An 18,519-nucleotide genomic window follows, 5' to 3' on the forward strand; every position below is an offset into this window, starting at 1 on the left:
TCAAGTACTTATACCGCCGCGACGCGGGAGTGAACAAGTTGGCATGGTGATTGCGTAGCAGTCATGTGCAGGTGCAACGGCGTGCCTGCAACAACACGTACACGGTGCAGCGGTTCAACGGCGATCCGCACGCATCCAGGACAACGGCGTCCTTCCGGTTTACCGGAGGGGCGCCGTTTTTTTTTGACCATCGCATTCGAAGAGGTCTCTATGCAGCGCTCGTTCTGGCGATCCGGGCACACGCCCACCTTGTTCGCTTCCTTCCTGTATTTCGACCTGAGTTTCATGGTGTGGTATCTGCTCGGTCCGTTGCAGGTGCCGATTGCGCAATCGCTGGGCCTGGATACCCAGCAGCGCGCCTTGATGGTGGCGGTGCCGATCCTGTGCGGGGCGGTGTTGCGCCTGGTGCTGGGCATGTTTGCCGATCGCACCGGCGCCAAGCGTGCCGGCATGGTCGCGCAGCTCGCCGTGATCGCTGCGCTGTTCGGTGCCTGGCAACTGGGCGTGAACAGCATGGGACAGGCGCTGCTGTTGGGTGTGCTGCTCGGTATCGCCGGTGCGTCGTTTGCGGTGGCATTGCCGCTGGCGTCGCGCTGGTATCCACCCGAGCATCAGGGCACCGCGATGGGCATCGCCGGTGCAGGCAATTCCGGCACGGTGCTGGCGGCGTTGTTCGCCCCGATGCTGGCGGCCGCCTTCGGCTATCAAAACGTGTTCGGGCTGGCGTGCATTCCGTTGGTGCTGACGCTGATCGTGTTTGCGTCGATCGCCAAGGAGGCACCGACACCGGTCGCACGCAAGCAGTGGTCCGACTACGGCCGCGTGCTGGTGGGCAACCGCGACGCGTGGCGCTTCATGTTCTTTTACGCGATCACCTTCGGAGGCTTTTCCGGCTTTGCCAGTGCGTTGCCGGGGTACTTCCACGACCAGTTCGATTTCGACGCGCGGACCGCGGGCTGGGCCACGGCGGCCTGCGTGCTGGCCGGCTCGGTGATGCGCCCGCTGGGTGGCGTGATTGCCGACCGTGTAGGCGGCACGCGTGCCTTGCTGGCGGTGTATCTGCTGGTGGCCACGCTGGTAGGCATTGCCGGGTTCGGTGCCGGCGGCGCCACCATCACGCTGGCGTTGTTCGTGCTGACGTTGTTGTGCCTGGGCGCCGGCAATGGTGCGGTGTTCCAGCTGGTGCCGCAGCGCTTCGGCCAGGATATCGGGGTGATGACCGGCTTGATCGGCATGGCCGGCGGCATCGGCGGCTTCGCGCTTGCGGCCGGGTTGGGCGTGCTCAAGCAGCACACCGGCAGCTATGCGTTGGGCATGTGGTTGTTCGCTGCATTCGCGCTTGGCGGCTGGGGCTTGCTAGCGGGCGTCAAGACCCAGTGGCGCAGCGAATGGTCCACCGCCGGCGCGGCGCGCGTCTGACATGTCGACAGGAATCCAGGCAATGAAGCAACCCAGACTCGTCGTCATCGGCAATGGCATGGCCGGCATCCGCACCGTGGAGGAGCTGCTCAAGCTGATGCCGGGCATGTACCACATCACCGTGTTCGGTGCCGAGCCGCATCCCAACTACAACCGCATCCTGCTGTCGCCGGTGCTGGCCGGCGAGCAGGAGTTCGACGACATCGTGTTGAACCGGTTGCAGTGGTACCGCGACAACGGCATCCATCTGCATTTGAACACCGAAGTCACCCGCATCGATCGCGTGCGCCGCCGGGTAATTGCCGCCGACGGCACCGAGGCCGAGTACGACCGCCTGCTGATCGCCACCGGCTCGGTGCCGTTCGTGCTGCCGATCCCGGGCAACGAGCTGAAGGGCGTGATCGGATATCGCGATATCCAGGACACCCGCACCATGATCGACACCGCGCGCAGCAAGCAGCATGCGGTGGTGATCGGTGGCGGCCTGCTTGGTCTGGAAGCGGCCAATGGCTTGAAGGTGCGCGGCATGGACGTGACCGTGGTGCACCTGGCCGGCTGGCTGCTGGAACGTCAGCTCGACCCGGTTGCGGGCAATCTGCTGCAGCAGGCACTGCGCGCACGTGGCCTGGAATTTCGCTTGAACACCGCAACCAGCGCGCTGCTCGGCAACGCGCAGCGCGAAGTGATCGGGGCCAGATTCGCCGATGGCAGCGAAATCCCGGCCGATCTGGTGGTGATGGCCGCCGGCATCCGCCCCAACACGCGCCTTGCCGAAGAAGCCGGCATCCATTGCTCGCGCGGCATCGTGGTCAACGACAGTCTGCAGAGCTTCGATCCGCGCGTGTACGCGGTGGGCGAGTGCGCAAACCATCGTGGTATCGCCTACGGCCTGGTGGCGCCGCTGTTCGAGCAGGCCAAGGTCTGCGCCAACCACCTGGCGCAGTTCGGCATCGGCATCTATCGCGGCTCGGTGGCGTCGACCAAGCTCAAGGTCACCGGCATCGATCTGTTTTCGGCCGGCGATTTCATGGGCGGCGATGGCTGCGAGGAGATCGTGTTGTCCGATCCGGCCGGCGGGGTCTACAAGAAGCTGGTGATCCGCGACGACGTGCTGGTGGGAGCCTGCCTGTATGGCGACACCAGCGATGGCGGCTGGTATTTCAAACTGCTCAAGGACGGCACGCCGATCCAGGCGCAGCGCGATCAGCTGATCTTCGGCGAAAGCGCGTTGGGCGATTCGGGCACCGGCGGCCAGGACCGCGCCAGCGTGATGGCCGACAGCGACGAGGTCTGCGGCTGCAACGGCGTGTGCAAGGGCACCATTGTCAAGGCGATCAGCGAGCAGGGCCTGTTTACCGTCGATGAAGTGAAGAAGCACACCAAGGCAGCGAGTTCCTGCGGCTCGTGCACCGGGCTTGTAGAGCAGATTCTGATGAACTGCCTGGGCTCCAATTTCCAGGAAACCCCAAAGACCAAGGCCGTCTGCGCGTGTACCGACCTGAGCCACGGCGATGTGCGCCGCGCCATCCGCGAGCACAAGCTGCTCACCCATGCGCAGGCCTACGCCTTCATGGAATGGCGCACGCCCAACGGTTGCGCCACCTGCCGGCCGGCGATCAATTACTACATGCTCTCGACCTGGCCGCACGAAGCCATCGACGACCCGCAGTCGCGTTTCATCAACGAACGCGCGCACGCCAACATCCAGAAGGACGGCACCTTCTCGGTGATTCCGCAGATGAAGGGCGGGGTGACCAATGCTGGTGAGCTGCGCCGCATTGCCGATGTGGCCGACAAGTACGCGGTGCCGATGGTCAAGGTCACCGGCGGCCAGCGCATCGATCTGCTCGGGGTCAAGAAAGAAGATCTGGTGGAAGTGTGGCGCGATCTGGGCATGCCGTCGGGCCATGCCTACGGCAAGTCGATCCGCACGGTGAAGACCTGCGTGGGCAGCGAGTTCTGCCGCTTCGGCACCCAGAACAGCACGCAGATGGGTATCGACCTGGAAACCATGCTGGCCAATATGTGGAGCCCGCACAAGGTGAAGCTGGCGGTGTCAGGCTGCCCGCGCAACTGCGCCGAATCCGGCATCAAGGACGTGGGCATCATCGCGGTGGATTCGGGTTGGGAGCTGCACGTTGGCGGCAATGGCGGCATCAAGACCGAGGTGGCGCGTTTCCTGGTCAAGGTGAGCACCGCCGAGGAAGTGCGCGAGTACACCGGCGCATTTTTGCAGCTGTACCGAGAGCAGGCCTATTACCTGGACCGCACGGTGCACTACATCGCGCGCGTGGGCCTGGACTACATCCGTGCGCAGGTGGTGGACGATGCGGCAAACCGGCGAGCGCTGTACGAGCGCCTGCTGTTTTCGCTGGAAGGCCTGGTCGATCCGTGGAAGGCACGCATCGCCGGCGAGCGTCGCCAGGAGTATCAACCGCTGCGGATCGCAGCGCCCGCGGCAACGGTGGAGGAATGAGCATGCCCGATCAGGCGTGGGTGCATGTGTGCGCCTTGCAGGAGTTGCCGGCGTTGGGTGCGCGCGTCCTGGAGGTCGAAGGCCTGCCGCCGATCGCCATCTTCCGCACCGCCAGCGATCAGGTGTTTGCGCTGCGCGATCGTTGCCCGCACAAGGGTGGCCCGTTGTCGCAAGGGATCGTGGCCGGCGACACGGTGACCTGCCCATTGCATGGCTGGGCGATCGGCCTGCAGAGCGGGCAGGCCTGTGCACCGGACGTGGGCTGCGCCCCGCGATATCCGGTGAAGGTGGATGCCGGTGCGGTGTGGATCGTGTTGCAGCCGGTCCCCGAGCCGCAGGCGGTTGCCGAGCCGGCCGCATGAGCGAGGGCCTGCCGCCGCCGGCATCGCAGACCGCTGCGCACGCGTCTGCGGCATCGCCGATGCACCGCATCACGCGCTCGACCTGTTGCTACTGCGGTGTCGGCTGCGGCGTGTTGATCCACAGTGAGCACGATGATGCCGGCGAGCGCATCGTGGGTATCGAAGGCGACCCGCAGCACCCGGCCAATCATGGCCGTCTGTGCAGCAAGGGGCTGGCGTTGCCGCAGACCACCACCAGCACGCAGGGGCGCGTGCTGGCCCCCGAATTGCGTCGGCACCGGCAGGCGCCGCGTGCGCCGGTGAGCTGGGATCGGGCCTTGCAGCATGTCACCAGCAAACTGGCGGCCATCATCCAGGAGCATGGCCCGGATGCGGTGGCGTTCTATCTCTCCGGGCAGCTGCTCACCGAGGACTATTACGTCTTCAACAAGCTGGCCAAGGGTCTGATCGGCACCAACAACATCGACACCAATTCGCGGCTGTGCATGTCCAGCGCCGTCACCGGCTACAAGCTGGCGTTAGGCGCCGACGGCCCGCCCACCTGCTACGAAGACCTGGAGCTGGCGCAGACGGTGCTGTTTGCCGGCAGCAACATGGCCTACGCGCACCCGGTGCTGTTTCGTCGGCTGGAAGCCGCGCGTGCGCGCAACCCGGAGATTCGCTGGATCGTGATCGATCCGCGCCGCACCGACACCGCGGCCATGGCGGACCTGCACCTGGCGATCGAACCGGGGACCGACGTTGCGCTCTTCAACGGCATGCTGCATCACCTGATCTGGGAGGGTCTGGTGGATGCGCGTTTCGTTGCGGGCCATACCCAGGAGTTCGATGCCCTCAAGCGGATGCTGCGCGACTACACCCCGCGCATGAGCGCCGAGTTCTGCGGGATCTCGCATGAGGACCTGGTGCAGGCGGCCGAGTGGTTCGGGCGCAGCCCGGCGGCGCTGTCGCTGTATTGCATGGGCTTGAACCAGTCTGCGCATGGCACCGACAAGAACCTCGCATTGATCAATCTGCATCTGGCCACCGCGCAGATCGGCAAACCCGGTGCAGGCCCGTTCTCGTTGACCGGCCAGCCCAATGCGATGGGCGGGCGCGAGGTGGGCGGCATGGCGACGATGCTGGCGGCGCACCGCGAGATCGGCAATGCCGGGCATCGCGCGCAGGTGGAAGCGCTGTGGGGCGTGCCGGCCGGGCGCATCAGCCCCACGCCCGGCACGCCTGCCGTGGAATTGTTCGAACGCCTGCGTGCCGGCACGCTGAAGGCGGTGTGGATCGTGTGCACCAACCCCGTGCATTCGATGCCGGATATCGCTGGCGTGCGCGCGGCGCTGGAACAGGCCGAGCTGGTGATCGTGCAGGAGGCGTTTGCCGGCACCGACACCGTGCCGTATGCCGATGTGTTACTGCCTGCCGCCAGCTGGGGCGAGAAGGACGGCACCGTGACCAACTCCGAGCGCCGCATCACCCGCGTGCGCAAGGCGGTGGAGCCGCCGGGTCAGGCGCGTGCGGATTGGTGGATTGCCAACGCGGTGGCACGCCGGCTGGAGGCCAAGCTGCAACCCGGCGTCGCGGCCGGGCTGTTCGCCTTCGACACCACTGCGCAGGTCTTCGACGAACACCGTGCGTTGACGGTGGGCCGCGACCTTGACATCGGCGGGCTGGATTACGCGGTGCTGGACACCGGTCCGCAGCAATGGCCGTTTCCAGCCGGTGCCACGCAGGGGCAGGCGCGGCGTTACATCGATGGCGTCTTCGCCACTGACAATGGGCGTGCACGCTTCCATGCGACCCCGTATCGCAAGGTGGCCGAGGCGACCTCGGCGCGCTTCCCGATGCGGCTGCTGACCGGGCGCCTGCGCGACCAGTGGCATGGCATGTCGCGCACCGGACGGGTGGCGGCTGCGTTTGCGCACAGTCCCGAACCGTCTTTGCGCATGCATCCGGACGACGCGGCGCGGCGCGGACTGATGACCGGCGAACTGGTGCGGGTGGCCAGCAAGCGTGGCACGCTGGTGCTGCCGCTGGAACTCTCTGATGAACTGCGCTCGGGTACCGTGTTCGCGGCGATGCACTGGAGCGGGCAGACGCTTTCCAGCGGCGGCATCAACGAAGTGAGTACGCCGGCAGTGGATGCGCGCTCGCAGCAGCCCGAGCTCAAGCACGCGGCGGTGCGGGTGGAAAAGGCCGTGTTCGGCTGGCATCTGCTGGCCGCGCGTCGTGGCGATGCGCTGGCGCTGCAACAGGCGCTGCAGCCGCTGCTGCGCGACTGCGGCTATGCCAGCCTGCGCCTGCATGCCGAACCCTTGCCAGAGGCCGCCGGCGAGTGGGCGGTGCTGCACGCCGCCTGCGAGCGGGCGCCTGAGGCGACCTGGATCGATCGCCTGGTTGCCGCCTTGCAGCTGCCGGCCGGTGCCGATGTCCTGGAATACCGCGATCTGCGCCGTGGGCTGATGCGCCGCGTCGGTTGGCGAACGCAGGACGGGCTCAGTCATATCGACGGCCTGTTGCTCACGGCCGCGCAACCCAGCGAGGCCAATCGGGCGTTGCTGAGCACCGCATTGGCAGGCCAGCCGTGGCGTGGCGCGCGGCTGGCGGTGTTCGCACAGACGCCTGCCGTGCCCAGCGACCCGATCGTCTGCACCTGCATGAATGTTGCGGCGTCGGCGATCCATGCGGCCATCGACGACGGCGCCGATGTGGCGCAACTCAAACAACGCCTGGGTTGCGGCACCGCCTGCGGCTCCTGCGTTCCGCAACTGACCCGGCTGTGCCGCCAACCGCGGCTGGCCTGACGCACTTCACCCCTCCACACACTGCGAGATCTCTCATGTCCGTCATCCCTTCCTGCGCGCGTGATGTGGTGTTGTTGTCTGCCGGTCCCGGCGATCTGGAGCTGCTGACCATCAAGGCAGTCAAGGCGCTGGCAGTGGCGCAGGTGCTGCTGCTCGACGATCTGGCCAATCCCAAGATCGTGGAGCTGGCACCGCAGGCGCGCGTGATCCGCGTCGGCAAGCGCGGCGGCTGCCGCTCCACGCCGCAGGAGTTCATCTGCCGGCTGATGCGGCGCTATGCATTGCAGGGTCTGCGCGTGGTGCGCGTCAAGGGCGGCGATGCCTTGTTGTTCGGGAGGGCTGGCGAAGAGATCGACTTCCTGCGTCGCGCCGGTGTCGGTGTGCAGGTGATCAATGGGGTCAGCGCCGCGTTCGCCGCCGCCGCTTCGCTGGACGTGTCGCTGACGCACCGCGACCATTGCCATGGCATCACCTTCGTCACTGCGCATACGCACGACCACGGCGAGCCGAATTGGGGTGCACTGGCCGCCAGTGGCACCACGCTGGGCATCTACATGGGCCTGCGGCGTGCGGACGCGCTGGCGACGGCGCTGCTGGCGCATCTGCCGGCCGCTACGCCGGCAGCCATCGTGCAGGCAGCCACACGTCCCGAGCAACAACGTCGCCTCACCACGCTGGGCGAACTTGGCGCCGCCGCAGCGGCGCTGCTGCCAGGCCTGCCGACCTTGCTGTTGGTTGGCGATGCGCTCGCACACGCGTCGGCCGCCTGCGACGATCATTGTGCTGCCGTGTTGGAACAGGCAGTGGGATAGGGGAGTGGCGTCGGTGCGTGCGCAACGACATCTCGCCGCAACGGCAGCGCAGTCGTTCGATCGCCGAGGCGCTTTGCAGCCTGCACAGCTCTGAGCTGTTGTCCGTCGCGTGACGGCCTGTGCAGTTGGGACAAGCAGCGTTGTCATGCGTCCACACATCCGCACACCGGCGATGACGGATCGTCCGCGCACCGGGTGTGAGGCCGCAAGCCGCTTGCAGTCCAGCGCCGGTCAGCGCCGCGGCGCGTAGCCGGCAGACCCATGGCCGACGCTTGGCCGCGCAATCCCACGCGTGTGGCTCGGATCATTGGGGCTTTGGCGGCCTGTAGACGGCCTGCCGCGCCGATGTATCCCGGTCAGGCGCAATCGCGCCGCCTGGGCAGTCATTGCGCTGCACCACCACGGATCGAAATGGCGCGCCATCGGAGAGAACGATCCCGGTATCACCGATGTGAATGCGCAGCTCATGGTGGCAGCCGCATCGCGGTGCAACGAATGGGTGCGCCATTTGGTAGCGCTACCCATTCCGCAGCGCGCTGCAGTCGGCAATGGCTGTGAAGGTGTGCAAGATTTGCGCAGCGAGCGCAGCGGTTTTTTCCTGCATGTGCCCGTTTGCTACCGTATAGCCTGCTTCTGCGGGTTGGCACGATTGTTGCGGTAACTACATTACCCAACGACGTACCCGATGCATCGAGAGGAGGCACAGTGGAAGACGGACAGAACAGTACCCGTAGCCGGCGCGGTTTTGCCGCATTGGACCCTGAAAAGCGTCGCGTATTGGCTAGCAGCGGTGGCAAGGCCGCACACGCCAGCGGTAACGCACATGAATTCACCAGCGACGAAGCACGCGAGGCAGGCCGCAAGGGAGGGCAGGCGGTAAGTCGCGACCGCGATCACATGTCGCGCATCGGCAGCAAGGGCGGCCGCTCCAAGCAGGCCAAGCCGCAGGAAGAATCCGCATAATCAAGGCGGCATGCAGCGCATGCCGTCATTGATTAAGGGGTGCAGGCCCTGGGCCGAAATGGCCCAGGGCCTGCTGTTTTGTGGGGGAAGCCCCACCGTTTGCATTCGACCTCAAAAGCAATCGATTGCATTACGATGCGATTTTGCGGAGGCAGCAGGCCAGCTCAGGGCGCTTGAACCTGTCCAAGCGCCTGCTGCATCACGTTTCACAAACCAGACGAAAATTTCTGCAGCAGGTTTTCGCTTCGCCATCGATTGCAGGGAATATTTTCCATCTCGTCGCGATCGTGATCGCGACGAAGGCAACATCTGCAACTGCTGCCGTGGCACAGCGTGTGGTTCACCGTCACTGGCCAGCCTCGCTGCGACGCCGACCGTTGCATGTTGGCCAAGCAAGCCACGATCTAGCGTCAGCCCCCTGCGGCGCTTGACTATCCGCACGCGGTGCTGTGTCCGGTCTGCGCGTCGTTGCGATGTCTGCACGCTTTGCATGCTGATCCACCGCTGCCGTGCAGCGTTGGCATCCGTCGATGCCGGCGCGTTTCGCTGAGGAGCAGTGGCGCCTGCCTGGGCGCAGAGACCTGTTGGACTGTTGGCTCGACACACCCCCAGCCGCGCGGCGCAGGGCAGCGGCGCGACGTCGAGGCCCTGCGCTGCAGGTACAGCTCCTGCCCACCACGCCGCTGGGCATGTCCAGACGGCACGCGGGCTCATGCGCCACAGCAGCGAGACCACTGCGCTCGTCGTACCTCGCCATGAACGACGACGCAAGCCGGGATTTTTCTTTCTGCAGGCCCAGCGCTTACCCTTGGGCGCCTCCAATAACGCGATCTTGGTGATGACAACGCAACTCGGCTATCCGATCGGTACCCCTGGCCAGGCTTGGGGCGATGACGAACGCAGCGCGTGGCGCGCCAGGCAGCGGGTACAGCGCAGCTACGCGGCCGAGGTGGTGCATGCCATCGACGCGCTGGGCGACGGCTATGCGCGCGTGCACTACGGAACGATTGCTGCCGACTCCACGCAGTACCCGCTGCTGGCATTGCGCAGCGCCACGTGGGATACCGCCCTGCCGTGCGCGCTGGTGACCGGCGGCGTGCACGGCTACGAAACCAGTGGCGTGCAGGGCGCACTGCAGTTCTTGCAGCAGTGCGGAGCCGACTATGCGGGCAGGTTGAATCTGCTGGTCGCTCCCTGCATCAATCCCTGGGGCTACGAGCGAATCCAGCGCTGGAACGACGCGGCGATCGATCCCAACCGCGCGTTCCGCGACCACAACCCGGCCCCGGAGTCGGCGGCGCTGATGCAGCTGGTTGCCGACACCGCCGGCAGGATGCTGGTGCATATCGACCTGCATGAGACCACTGACAGCGACGAAAGTGAGTTTCGTCCTGCGCTGGCGGCACGCGATGGTGTGGTGTTCGTACCGGGCAGCATTCCGGACGGGTTCTACCTGGTCGGCGACAGCGAAGATCCGCAGCCTGCCTTTCAGCAGGCGGTGATCGCCGCGGTGGCCCAGGTCACGCATATCGCGCCACCGGATGCGCAGGGGCAGATCATCGGCGCACCAGTGGTGGGCCACGGCGTCATCAACTATCCGGTACGGCGGCTGGGCCTGTGTGCCGGCGTGACCGATGCGCGCTATCGCACCACCACCGAGGTGTACCCGGACAGCCCGCGTGCCAGGCCCGAGCAATGCAACGCGGCGCAGGTGGCGGCGATCTGTGCCGCGCTGGATTACGCGCTGTCGGCACCCTGAGTACGCGATGTGGCAGTGGATCTTTTCCCTGTCTGCATGCGTACGGCCTGCCAGTCGGTCGAGCCGGCGTTGTCTGCGCGCCGGCATCGTCGCCTCAGGGAAGGCGTTGTCGTTCTGTGGCCTGTTGGACGTACCCAGCCACCAGATGCGCCTCCATTGGCCTGGACAAGAGATACCCCTGCGCCTCGTCGCAGCCCCAGCTGCGCAGCAGGGCGATTTCGTCGGCATGTTCGATGCCTTCGGCCACGGTACGGTAGCCCAGTGCACTGGCCAGCCGCACCACGGCTTCCGCACGCATCTGCATGCCGGCTTTCACGGCGATACCGGTGACCAGCGAGCGGTCCAGCTTGAGGACGTTGATCGGCAGCTCGGTGAGGTACCCGAAATTGCTGTAGCCGGTGCCAAAATCGTCGATGGCCACGCTCACGCCCGCCTCGCGCAGTGCACGCAGGCGTGGAACCGCTTCGACATTGCTGCGCAGCCAGCGGCCTTCGGTGATCTCCAGCTCCACCCGCGTGGTCGGGATGGCAAGGTCGCTGCAGCGGTTAATCACGTCTGCAGCCAGATTGGTGTTACCGAAATCGCGCGACGAGAGGTTGATCGAGATGGAAAAGTCCAGGCCCTGCGCCCGCCACCGCGCCAGCTGCAGCAGCGCATGTTCGATCACCCAGTTGGTGACCGTGCACATCAGTGCGGTTTTCTCGAACAGGGGAATGAACTCATCCGGGCCAATCGGCCCCAGGCTGGCGTGATGCCAGCGCAACAATGCCTCGAAGCCTGTCACCGACAAGTCTTCCAGGTTGATGCGCGGCTGGAAGACCAGCCGAAAATCGCCGGCATCCAGCGCCTTTTCCGCGTCCAGCGCCAGGCGGTACGAGCGCTGGATGGCATCGTCCTGGGATGCGCTGTACCAGCACACCACGGCGTGGTTGTTGATTGCATCGCCCAGCGACACCAGGCCCTTGCGCATCACATCGTTGGTATCCGGCTGCTGCGGCGCAAAGCGCACCACGCCGGCATGGAAGGTCAGCGACATCGGCACCCCGGCCGCGTCCACCGGCTTTTGCAGCATGTCGCGCAGATCCAGCAGCAGGTCTTCCACCTCGTCGGGCGCAGAGTTCAGCAGGAAGAAGGCGAAGCGCATCGGGGCGACGTGGTAGACCGTTGCCTTGCCGCGCAGGGCGCGCGTCAACACGTAGCTGGCATGCCGGATCAGTTCTTCCAGCGGTTGCATGCCCAGCGCCTGCCACGCCTCGTTGGCCGCCTGCGTGTCGTAGACCTCGATGAAGGCGGCAATGGTGGGTACGCAGTGGCTGCCGAGGGCGAGGGCATCCAGATCCGACTGCAGCTGGCGCGCATTGAATAGCCCGCTATGCGGCTCGCGACGGCCGGCACCGAACTGCAGTTCCAGTTGTGCAGCGGCCACGTTGGCGAACATGCGCAACTGCTGATGCTCCTGGCTGGCCAGGTGGCGCTCGCGTGAGTCGATGACGCACAGGGTGCCGCAAATGCCGGTCTGCGGCGCGCCAACCGAGACACAGGCGATGAATCGCGCGGGCAAGCCGGGAAAGGCTGCATCGCCAAGTTGAATCTGCTCCAGCGCCTGGTGCTCGATCAGCTCCGCGACGCCGTTGCTGGAGGCCAGTGGCGAAGGGCACAGTGCAATCGCCTGTTCGACATGGCCGGGATCGATGCCACGCGCGGCAAGCACCCGCATGCGGCCACCTTCGGTGATGGTGAGCGCCGCCGCCGGGGCGACCAACGCATGACACAGCAGACGTGCGATCTGCTCCAGTGGCTCCATCCCACCCAGATCGATCGGAACCCCCGACCAGTCGGAATGGCGGTCCTGCGATTTGTCCCCTGTGCCAAGCGTCATATCGTCAGATTCCGTGTCGAAGGTCACACACTGCGTCCCTAATAGAAACAATGCCAGGTCGTGGACGAGTGACGAGGCGCAGCCTTTGACCATCGACAGGATAAACGCAGTGAGGCGTTATCAGGTGAGGAATCAAGCCCGACAGTAAAAGTCTTCACCGCAGTCTGCAGATATTGCCTATCAGGGTGGTCCGACGCTGCAACAATGTCCTCACGGAAGTGGTCTCATGACTCGGCAGAGCGTGCCTGGAGTTAAAAGCACCGGATCACGCCTGGCCGGATAGGATTGAGGTGCTCTTCTATATATTGCAATGGTTCGCCTTGCTGTCGACATGATGGGCCTGCACCCGCTCGCCATCGATTGCCGGGCGCAATCTATACAGCTGCAAGGGCGTGGAAATGTCGCAAATTGCATCGATGAATAAGCATTCCCGACCATTGGATACGACAGGCGCTGCCATTTTTGTAAATCATCGAGCGCGAGCAGACCATAAGACAGATTGGCCAGGTGCCCATGCATTAACGCATGGTTAGTGATATTCAGCACGGTTTCAAGGGTGTTGGTTCGGCTGCTCATTTCTTGCTGTGAGTTTTGCAATTGGTATTAATCGCTCTCCATCCCTTATCTGGCGGGCGCGGGCCAGGTCCTTGCCCGATAAGACTCAAACCTCAATCCACCGCCGGCATTGAGCGGGCACAGCCATTGGCGCATGCGTGTGGGCGGCCATCAGGGGAATCAGGATGAATCATGCATTTGCGCTTATCTGGAACGCGGCCATCGGTAACGCATGAACTGGTACGCCGTCGACGCAAGTCGGGTGCAGGACGACGCGCCCTGCCGGGCCTGGTGATGCTGGCGGCAGGGGCCGCCAGCCCTCGTTGGCCTGGGGAGCCTGCACGCCCGAGATCCCTGCGGCGGGCGCAACCTTACCTGCCGGGCTTGCCGGCACCAGCAACGCATTTGCCAGCAACGCACGCAACCTCACCTCAACGTGGCAGCCGGCACGCAAATGGGTGCGGGTCTGCTGGCGGCACGTCGATCGCACGTGGCGGCACCAATGCCACGCTCAACAACAACGACGCCATCGACCCGTCCATCCTTGGCCTGCTGTCGGTGCTGGGCACCGGCGTCGCCATGGGCAATGCGAGTTCAACGTCAGTGATTGCCAATAATCTCGCAGGCGGCCGTATCTACGCCATCGGTGGGGTGGTCGGCGCCAACCTGCTCAATCTCGACGGCATGGCGCTGGGGATCACCTCCGCCAGCAACGGCATGGTCAAGGTCAGACACGCCGGCCTGATCAGCAGCAGGGCGCTTCTCAACCTGTCGGTCCTGGAGCCGATACCCCGGTCATTGCAGTAAGTGGCGGTGGCACCGGCAACGCCGTCAACACCGGTACCATCGAAGGACGCGTCGGCTTCCAGTCGTCCGCCGCCGGTAATACCTTCCTCAATGCCGGCGCCATCAGCGGCAGCGTGACAATGGGTGTCAACACACCAACACCTTCGCTGCGGTGACCGGCAGCAGCATCAGTAGCGCGGGCGGCCCTGGCCTGAAGGTACTCGGTCCCGGCCGCCTGTTGCGCTTTGCGCAAACCGGCGTGGTCGATGGGGTGCAGGTGCTCCATCGCGGCAAGGCCAGGATGCTGACGCGACGGCAATGGCGCTGGATCAAACGCCGTCAGGCGGTAGAACCGGTGATCGGACATCTGAAAGAGGACTGCCGTCTGGGCGGTCTCAACTTGCAAGTGCAACACGTGAGTTGAATTGAGCGATCTCTTCTTCCAGCGCCTGGTTCGGCGTCTTCCAGCCAAGCGTCTGCCGTGGCCGGGCGTTCATCAGGTCGGCGACGTTGTTGAGATACTCCTGGCTCGCCTTGGACAAGTCCGCGCCTTTTGGCATGAACTGGCGCAGCAGGCCGTTGGTGTTCTCATTGCTGCCGCGCTGCCAGGGCGCATGTGGATCGGCGAACCAAAGATCGATGTTGAGCCGCTTCATCAGCTCTGGATAACACGTCATCTCGGTTCCGCGGTCATAGGTGAGGCTTCCCAGTAGGAAACGCGGCAGCTTCTTCATCTGTCGCGTGAAGCCCTCCAGCGCATCCTGTGCAGTACAGCCATCCATCTTGCACAGCACCACAAAGCGCGTCTTTCGCTCCACCAGCGTGCCTACGCACGAGCGGTTGAAAGCCCCTTTGATCAGGTCGCCTTCCCAGTGCCCAGGAATCAAGCGCTGCGCCACCTCTTCAGGCCGATGGACGATACGCAGCTCCTCCGGCACCCACGTGCGCTTGGCAGCGGTTGTACGGCGCAAGCCTCGCGTCGGCTTGTGCTGACGAAGCGCCTCCACAAGCTCTTTCTTCAAACCACCACGCGGATGCGCGTAGATAGCGGCGTAGATTGTTTCGTGACTCACGCGTTGACTTGGATCATCCGGATGCATGGCCTTGAGCTTGGCAGCAATTTGCTGGGGCGACCAACGATACAGAACCAAGTCGTCACGCACCTGCTGAAAGAGCGCACTGCCTTCAACAAGCCGGCGCCTTCGAACGCACGCTCTGCGGCGCAGCCGATAGTTGCTGGCTGCGCTGGTTGCCGCATAGACAGGTTCGCCCTGTCGCCTTATCTCGCGCGACAGGGTGGACGCACTGCGATTGAGTCGCCTTGCAATGGAGTTGATGCTCATTCCGTTACCGAGTTCAATTTGAAGCAAAGCGCGTTCTTCGGAACCCAGGTGCCTGTACTGTGTGCCCATGCCGCTACCCTACGTCAAGGCGGGGTGTTGCACTTGGAAGTTGAGTCTAAGCTGCGTCGTCGCCGGCTCAACGGCGCCGAAGGCGATGCGTTGCATGTGCTCGGCTGCGCCGCCGGCTACAACCTACGCTGGCTGCTGCGCTGGATCGCGTTTTTGCGTGCCTGGATGGGCGCGATGGTATGGATGTCCTTGCGTGCCGTGCAGCGGTCAACGCAGGCAGTGGGTGATTGAATGGGATTTTTCAGGGACGACTGAGTAAGGCCGGCTCGGCCTGATCGCCGCCAGGCACGCAGATTTCAGCCAGCAGTGCTCACCCCCAGCGCGGGGCTACTGCGTCTTCGCCAGCGCCGCCTTGGCGCGCGTGCCGGCGGCAGCGCCGACACGCTTGTCCAGCACCTGTGCCAGTGCGTTGAGCTGCGCCGTGGTCACGCCGATGTTCAGGCTGATCTTCAGGTGCGACTGCAACTGCGCTTCCACACCCTCCAGTGCGGCGAGTATGCTCACGGTGGCCAGCTCACGGCTCATCCAGTCCATGTTGTCGCGCGCGAAGATGTCGCCGAACAGGTGCGTCTTCAGATACTGGTCGATGGCCGGTGCAAACTCGAACAGCGGCCCGGTCACCGGTGCGCCTGCCAGTTGGGTTTGATTGGCGGTTCCCAATGCGAGCAACGCCTGGCCGGTCGGAACCGGGCCCGGCGAGTCGCCAGGCGGATCGACAACGCCACGCTGCCGCCGTGCCTCGATGACCTGCATCAATGCCGCCAACGCATTGAGGCTGCGTGGAAAGCCGGCGTAAGCGTAGACCTGCACCAGCACTTCCTTGCAGTCGTTGATGGTCAGGCCTGCGTCGAGGCCGGCGTCCAGCGCCGGCTTCAACCGTTCGATATCGCCCGTGGTCGCGAATGCGGCGATCGGGGCAATGGCTTGCTGCCAGGGCGACAGGCTTTCGGAAATGGGCATCACGATTGACTCCGGGGGAAATGCTGCCGCGGGGGAGGGGCAACGACACAGAGGACTGCAACGCCGACGCATGCCGCCACGCAAGCGGGCATCACGCCGATCTGCAGCATGGGTGCACTCATGGATTTAGGGGCCGATGTGCGTAATTCCAAGCACTGACTTCGACAGCGGCATGCGGCCAAAGGCCATAGCGTCACGTGCCCTGTGAAGAAGCACGCGGGCTGTCTCGCCTTGCCAAGACGAGGTTGCCACGGCAAGCAAGTTGTCTCGACGTGGCTGTTTCATCGGTGTGGGCCATGAACGCTGATGCAGGACACGCAGCAGGGGGGCGGTGTGATTGCCTGCCAAGTCAGTCGATCGCGGAGGCAAGTTGCGAGCGGGCCTTCTTCTTCGCAGCGCTCAGACCAGAATCAGCCGGCACGCTGTCGACGCGCCTGGCGCCACCACATCGGTCACCGCAATCCACGCATCGCGCATCCGGCGACTGGTGCAGGGCTTCCCATCGCTCTATGCTCTGCGGCTGCCTGCAGCAGGGCTGGCCTGCCTGCGCACCAATGGGGTGGGTTGGGTGATCGATACCGCGAAAGGGCCGCCATGCGCGGTGTAAGGCGCATGTTCTGGTTGATGCAGGCCTTGGGATGGTCGTTGTTCCTGGCGATCGCCTACCTGGCGCGTCCGAGCGAAGATCTGGTGCCCGCTGCGCTGCAAGGTGCCGGCGTGGTCAGCCTGAGCGTCGGCGGGATGATCGGCAGCCTGGCATTGCGCTGGATCTACCGGACACTGCAGGCCGATGGCTATGGCGAGCTACGCTGGCTGGGGCTGTTGTTCGTCAGCAGCCTGGCGATGGCGTTGGGCGTGGATCTGGCCGTACATGGCGTGTTGTGGGCGCTGCGCGATGTGTCGCCGGCGGTGCGGGCACTACATGAGTCCCAGCCGATGATCTCCGGCACCGCCTTGCTGTTGCCTGCCTACATCGCCTGGAGCCTGTTGTACCTGTCGATCAGCCGGCAGACGCGGCTGGCCGACGCCACGCGACACCAGAACGATCTGCGCCTGGCGCTCAAGGAAGCGCAATTGCAGCGCCTGCTCGGCCATATCAGCCCGCACTTCACCTTCAATACGCTCAACAACATCCGTGCCCTGATCCTGATGGACCCGGAGTTGGCGCGCGAACAGATCACCCGGTTCGCCAGCACGCTGCGCTATCAGTTCAGCGGAGGCGAAGAAGCGCTGGTCACGGTGGACGAGGAAATGGCGGTGGTGCGCGATTATCTGGGCCTGGTCGGCATGCAGCTCGGCAAGCGCCTGCGCTATGCCGAGCAGGTGGACGCGCAGGCCCGGCCGATGCGCGTGCCACGCTTCTGCGTACAGCTGTTGGTGGAGAACGCGATCAAGCACGGCCTGGGGCCAAGCAGCAGTGGGGGCGACTTGCAGGTGGACATCGCGCTGCACGGCACGCGCCTGCAGATCCGGGTGAGCAACACCGGCCAGCTGGTGCACAGTGATGGCAGTGGGACCGGCCTGGCGAACCTGCGCCAGCGGCTGCAGCTGTCGTTCGGCACGGGTGCCGGCCTGGGACTGGACGACGCGGGCGGGCACGTGGTTGCCCAGGTGTGGATTGGAGGCATTGCGTGATCGAAGCGGTGATCGTGGAGGATTCGGAGCTGGCCCGTTTCGAACTGGAGCACCAGCTCAAGGGCTACCCGCAATTGCGCGTGATCGGCCATGCCGGCGATGTGGAGACGGCGGTGGCGCTGATCGAATCGGCTGCGCCGGCCGTGGTGTTCCTGGATATCGATCTGCCGGGCGGCACCGCCTTCGATGTGCTGCAACGGCTGAGCCAGGTGCCGCGCATCATCTTCACCACGGCGTTCGACGTGCATGCGCTCAAGGCCTTTGGCTACAACACGGTGGACTATCTGCTCAAGCCGATCGAGCCGCTGCGGCTGGCGCAGGCGATCGCGAAACTGGGCGAGGCCGTACCGGCCACGCCGGTACGGCGTTCGATGGATGTCGCCATCTTCATCAAGGATGGCGAGCAGTGCTTTCTGGTCAAGCCGCGCGAGATCCGTGCGATCGAAGCGGTTGGCAATTACAGCCGGGTGTACTTCCAGAGCCAGTCGCCGATGCTGTATCGCCCGCTGGGCGCGATCGAGATGCAGCTGGCGCCGGACAAGTTCTTCCGTGCCAGCCGCAAGTACATCGTCAATCTCGACTTCGTGGAGCAGGTGGCGCCGTGGAGCAACGGCGGCCTGATGCTCACCCTGCGCGGCGGCCTGGAAGTGGAGATCTCACGTCGGCAGAGTGCCCGGTTCCGCGAGATGCTCAGCCTCTAGCGCGT

General features: G+C 64.8%; 13 protein-coding genes and 3 pseudogenes. 13 read left to right on the forward strand and 3 right to left on the reverse strand.

All coding sequences use genetic code 11. The features are described 5' to 3' along the window. The first annotated feature begins 249 nt into the window (after nucleotides 1–249). The 8 genes from XCSCFBP4642_RS0111245 (at nucleotide 250) to XCSCFBP4642_RS0111275 (ending at nucleotide 10,586) form a co-directional block, all read left to right on the forward strand. Nucleotides 250–1,419, forward strand: coding sequence for a nitrate/nitrite transporter (locus XCSCFBP4642_RS0111245; protein WP_029219868.1), 1,170 nt, complete (start codon nucleotides 250–252; stop codon nucleotides 1,417–1,419). Between the two features lie 58 nt (nucleotides 1,420–1,477). Next, on the forward strand, nucleotides 1,478–3,895 hold the full coding sequence (gene nirB, locus XCSCFBP4642_RS0111250) for a nitrite reductase large subunit NirB (protein ID WP_029219869.1): 2,418 nt from the start codon (nucleotides 1,478–1,480) through the stop codon (nucleotides 3,893–3,895). Next, nucleotides 3,892–4,257, forward strand: a complete 366-nt coding sequence (gene nirD / locus XCSCFBP4642_RS0111255; RefSeq protein WP_029219870.1) for a nitrite reductase small subunit NirD — start codon at nucleotides 3,892–3,894, stop codon at nucleotides 4,255–4,257. The genes nirB and nirD overlap by 4 nt, the downstream gene beginning before the upstream one ends. After that, nucleotides 4,254–7,052 (forward strand): nitrate reductase, encoded by a 2,799-nt coding sequence (locus tag XCSCFBP4642_RS0111260; protein ID WP_029219871.1) that lies wholly within the window; start codon nucleotides 4,254–4,256, stop codon nucleotides 7,050–7,052. The genes nirD and XCSCFBP4642_RS0111260 overlap by 4 nt, the downstream gene beginning before the upstream one ends. Nucleotides 7,053–7,117: 65 nt before the next feature. Further along, complete coding sequence (gene cobA / locus XCSCFBP4642_RS0111265) at nucleotides 7,118–7,864, forward strand: uroporphyrinogen-III C-methyltransferase (RefSeq protein ID WP_029219872.1); 747 nt, start codon at nucleotides 7,118–7,120, stop codon at nucleotides 7,862–7,864. 292 nt (nucleotides 7,865–8,156) lie between these two features. Continuing rightward, nucleotides 8,157–8,525: a hypothetical protein gene (locus XCSCFBP4642_RS30040; RefSeq protein WP_235048291.1), complete on the forward strand. Its 369-nt coding sequence runs from the start codon at nucleotides 8,157–8,159 to the stop codon at nucleotides 8,523–8,525. Between the two features lie 44 nt (nucleotides 8,526–8,569). Further along, on the forward strand, nucleotides 8,570–8,827 hold the full coding sequence (locus tag XCSCFBP4642_RS0111270; RefSeq protein WP_005990975.1) for a KGG domain-containing protein: 258 nt from the start codon (nucleotides 8,570–8,572) through the stop codon (nucleotides 8,825–8,827). Nucleotides 8,828–9,665: 838 nt separating this feature from the next. Further along, nucleotides 9,666–10,586: a M14 family metallopeptidase gene (locus tag XCSCFBP4642_RS0111275; protein ID WP_029219873.1), complete on the forward strand. Its 921-nt coding sequence runs from the start codon at nucleotides 9,666–9,668 to the stop codon at nucleotides 10,584–10,586. Between the two features lie 94 nt (nucleotides 10,587–10,680). Here the strand turns inward: XCSCFBP4642_RS0111275 and XCSCFBP4642_RS0111280 are convergent, their stop codons facing one another. After that, the gene (locus XCSCFBP4642_RS0111280; RefSeq protein ID WP_029219874.1) at nucleotides 10,681–12,492 is read right to left on the reverse strand and encodes an EAL domain-containing protein; all 1,812 of its coding nucleotides are present in this window, start codon (nucleotides 12,490–12,492) and stop codon (nucleotides 10,681–10,683) included. Nucleotides 12,493–13,205: 713 nt separating this feature from the next. Here XCSCFBP4642_RS0111280 and XCSCFBP4642_RS29655 point away from each other — a divergent pair. Further along, nucleotides 13,206–14,077: pseudogene (locus XCSCFBP4642_RS29655) on the forward strand (autotransporter-associated beta strand repeat-containing protein); the annotation flags it as partial. Then, nucleotides 14,069–14,212: pseudogene (locus XCSCFBP4642_RS29395) on the forward strand (IS5/IS1182 family transposase); the annotation flags it as partial. The pseudogenes XCSCFBP4642_RS29655 and XCSCFBP4642_RS29395, both read left to right, overlap by 9 nt. Here the strand turns inward: XCSCFBP4642_RS29395 and XCSCFBP4642_RS0111295 are convergent. Then, nucleotides 14,202–15,218 carry an IS30 family transposase gene (locus XCSCFBP4642_RS0111295; RefSeq protein ID WP_029218148.1) on the reverse strand — a complete coding sequence of 339 codons (1,017 nt, stop codon included), beginning with the start codon at nucleotides 15,216–15,218 and terminating at the stop codon, nucleotides 14,202–14,204. The pseudogene XCSCFBP4642_RS29395 and the gene XCSCFBP4642_RS0111295 overlap by 11 nt on opposite strands. Nucleotides 15,219–15,275: 57 nt before the next feature. Here XCSCFBP4642_RS0111295 and XCSCFBP4642_RS0111300 point away from each other — a divergent pair. Further along, nucleotides 15,276–15,449, forward strand: a pseudogene (locus XCSCFBP4642_RS0111300) (IS5/IS1182 family transposase); the annotation flags it as partial. 96 nt (nucleotides 15,450–15,545) lie between these two features. Here XCSCFBP4642_RS0111300 and XCSCFBP4642_RS24620 read toward each other — a convergent pair. Beyond that, entirely contained in the window at nucleotides 15,546–16,178 is a 633-nt protein-coding gene (locus XCSCFBP4642_RS24620; protein WP_033898281.1) for a carboxymuconolactone decarboxylase family protein, read from the reverse strand. A 612-nt stretch (nucleotides 16,179–16,790) separates the two neighbouring features. On the opposite strand from XCSCFBP4642_RS24620, the gene XCSCFBP4642_RS0111310 reads away from it, so the two are divergent. Both XCSCFBP4642_RS0111310 and XCSCFBP4642_RS0111315 read left to right on the forward strand, forming a co-directional pair. Next, the gene (locus tag XCSCFBP4642_RS0111310; protein WP_029219878.1) at nucleotides 16,791–17,813 is read left to right on the forward strand and encodes a sensor histidine kinase; all 1,023 of its coding nucleotides are present in this window, start codon (nucleotides 16,791–16,793) and stop codon (nucleotides 17,811–17,813) included. Then, the gene (locus tag XCSCFBP4642_RS0111315; protein WP_029219879.1) at nucleotides 17,810–18,514 is read left to right on the forward strand and encodes a LytR/AlgR family response regulator transcription factor; all 705 of its coding nucleotides are present in this window, start codon (nucleotides 17,810–17,812) and stop codon (nucleotides 18,512–18,514) included. The genes XCSCFBP4642_RS0111310 and XCSCFBP4642_RS0111315 overlap by 4 nt, the downstream gene beginning before the upstream one ends. The last annotated feature ends 5 nt before the right edge of the window (nucleotides 18,515–18,519 follow it).

The organism is Xanthomonas cassavae CFBP 4642, assembly GCF_000454545.1.
In the GTDB taxonomy this organism is placed as follows: domain Bacteria; phylum Pseudomonadota; class Gammaproteobacteria; order Xanthomonadales; family Xanthomonadaceae; genus Xanthomonas; species Xanthomonas cassavae.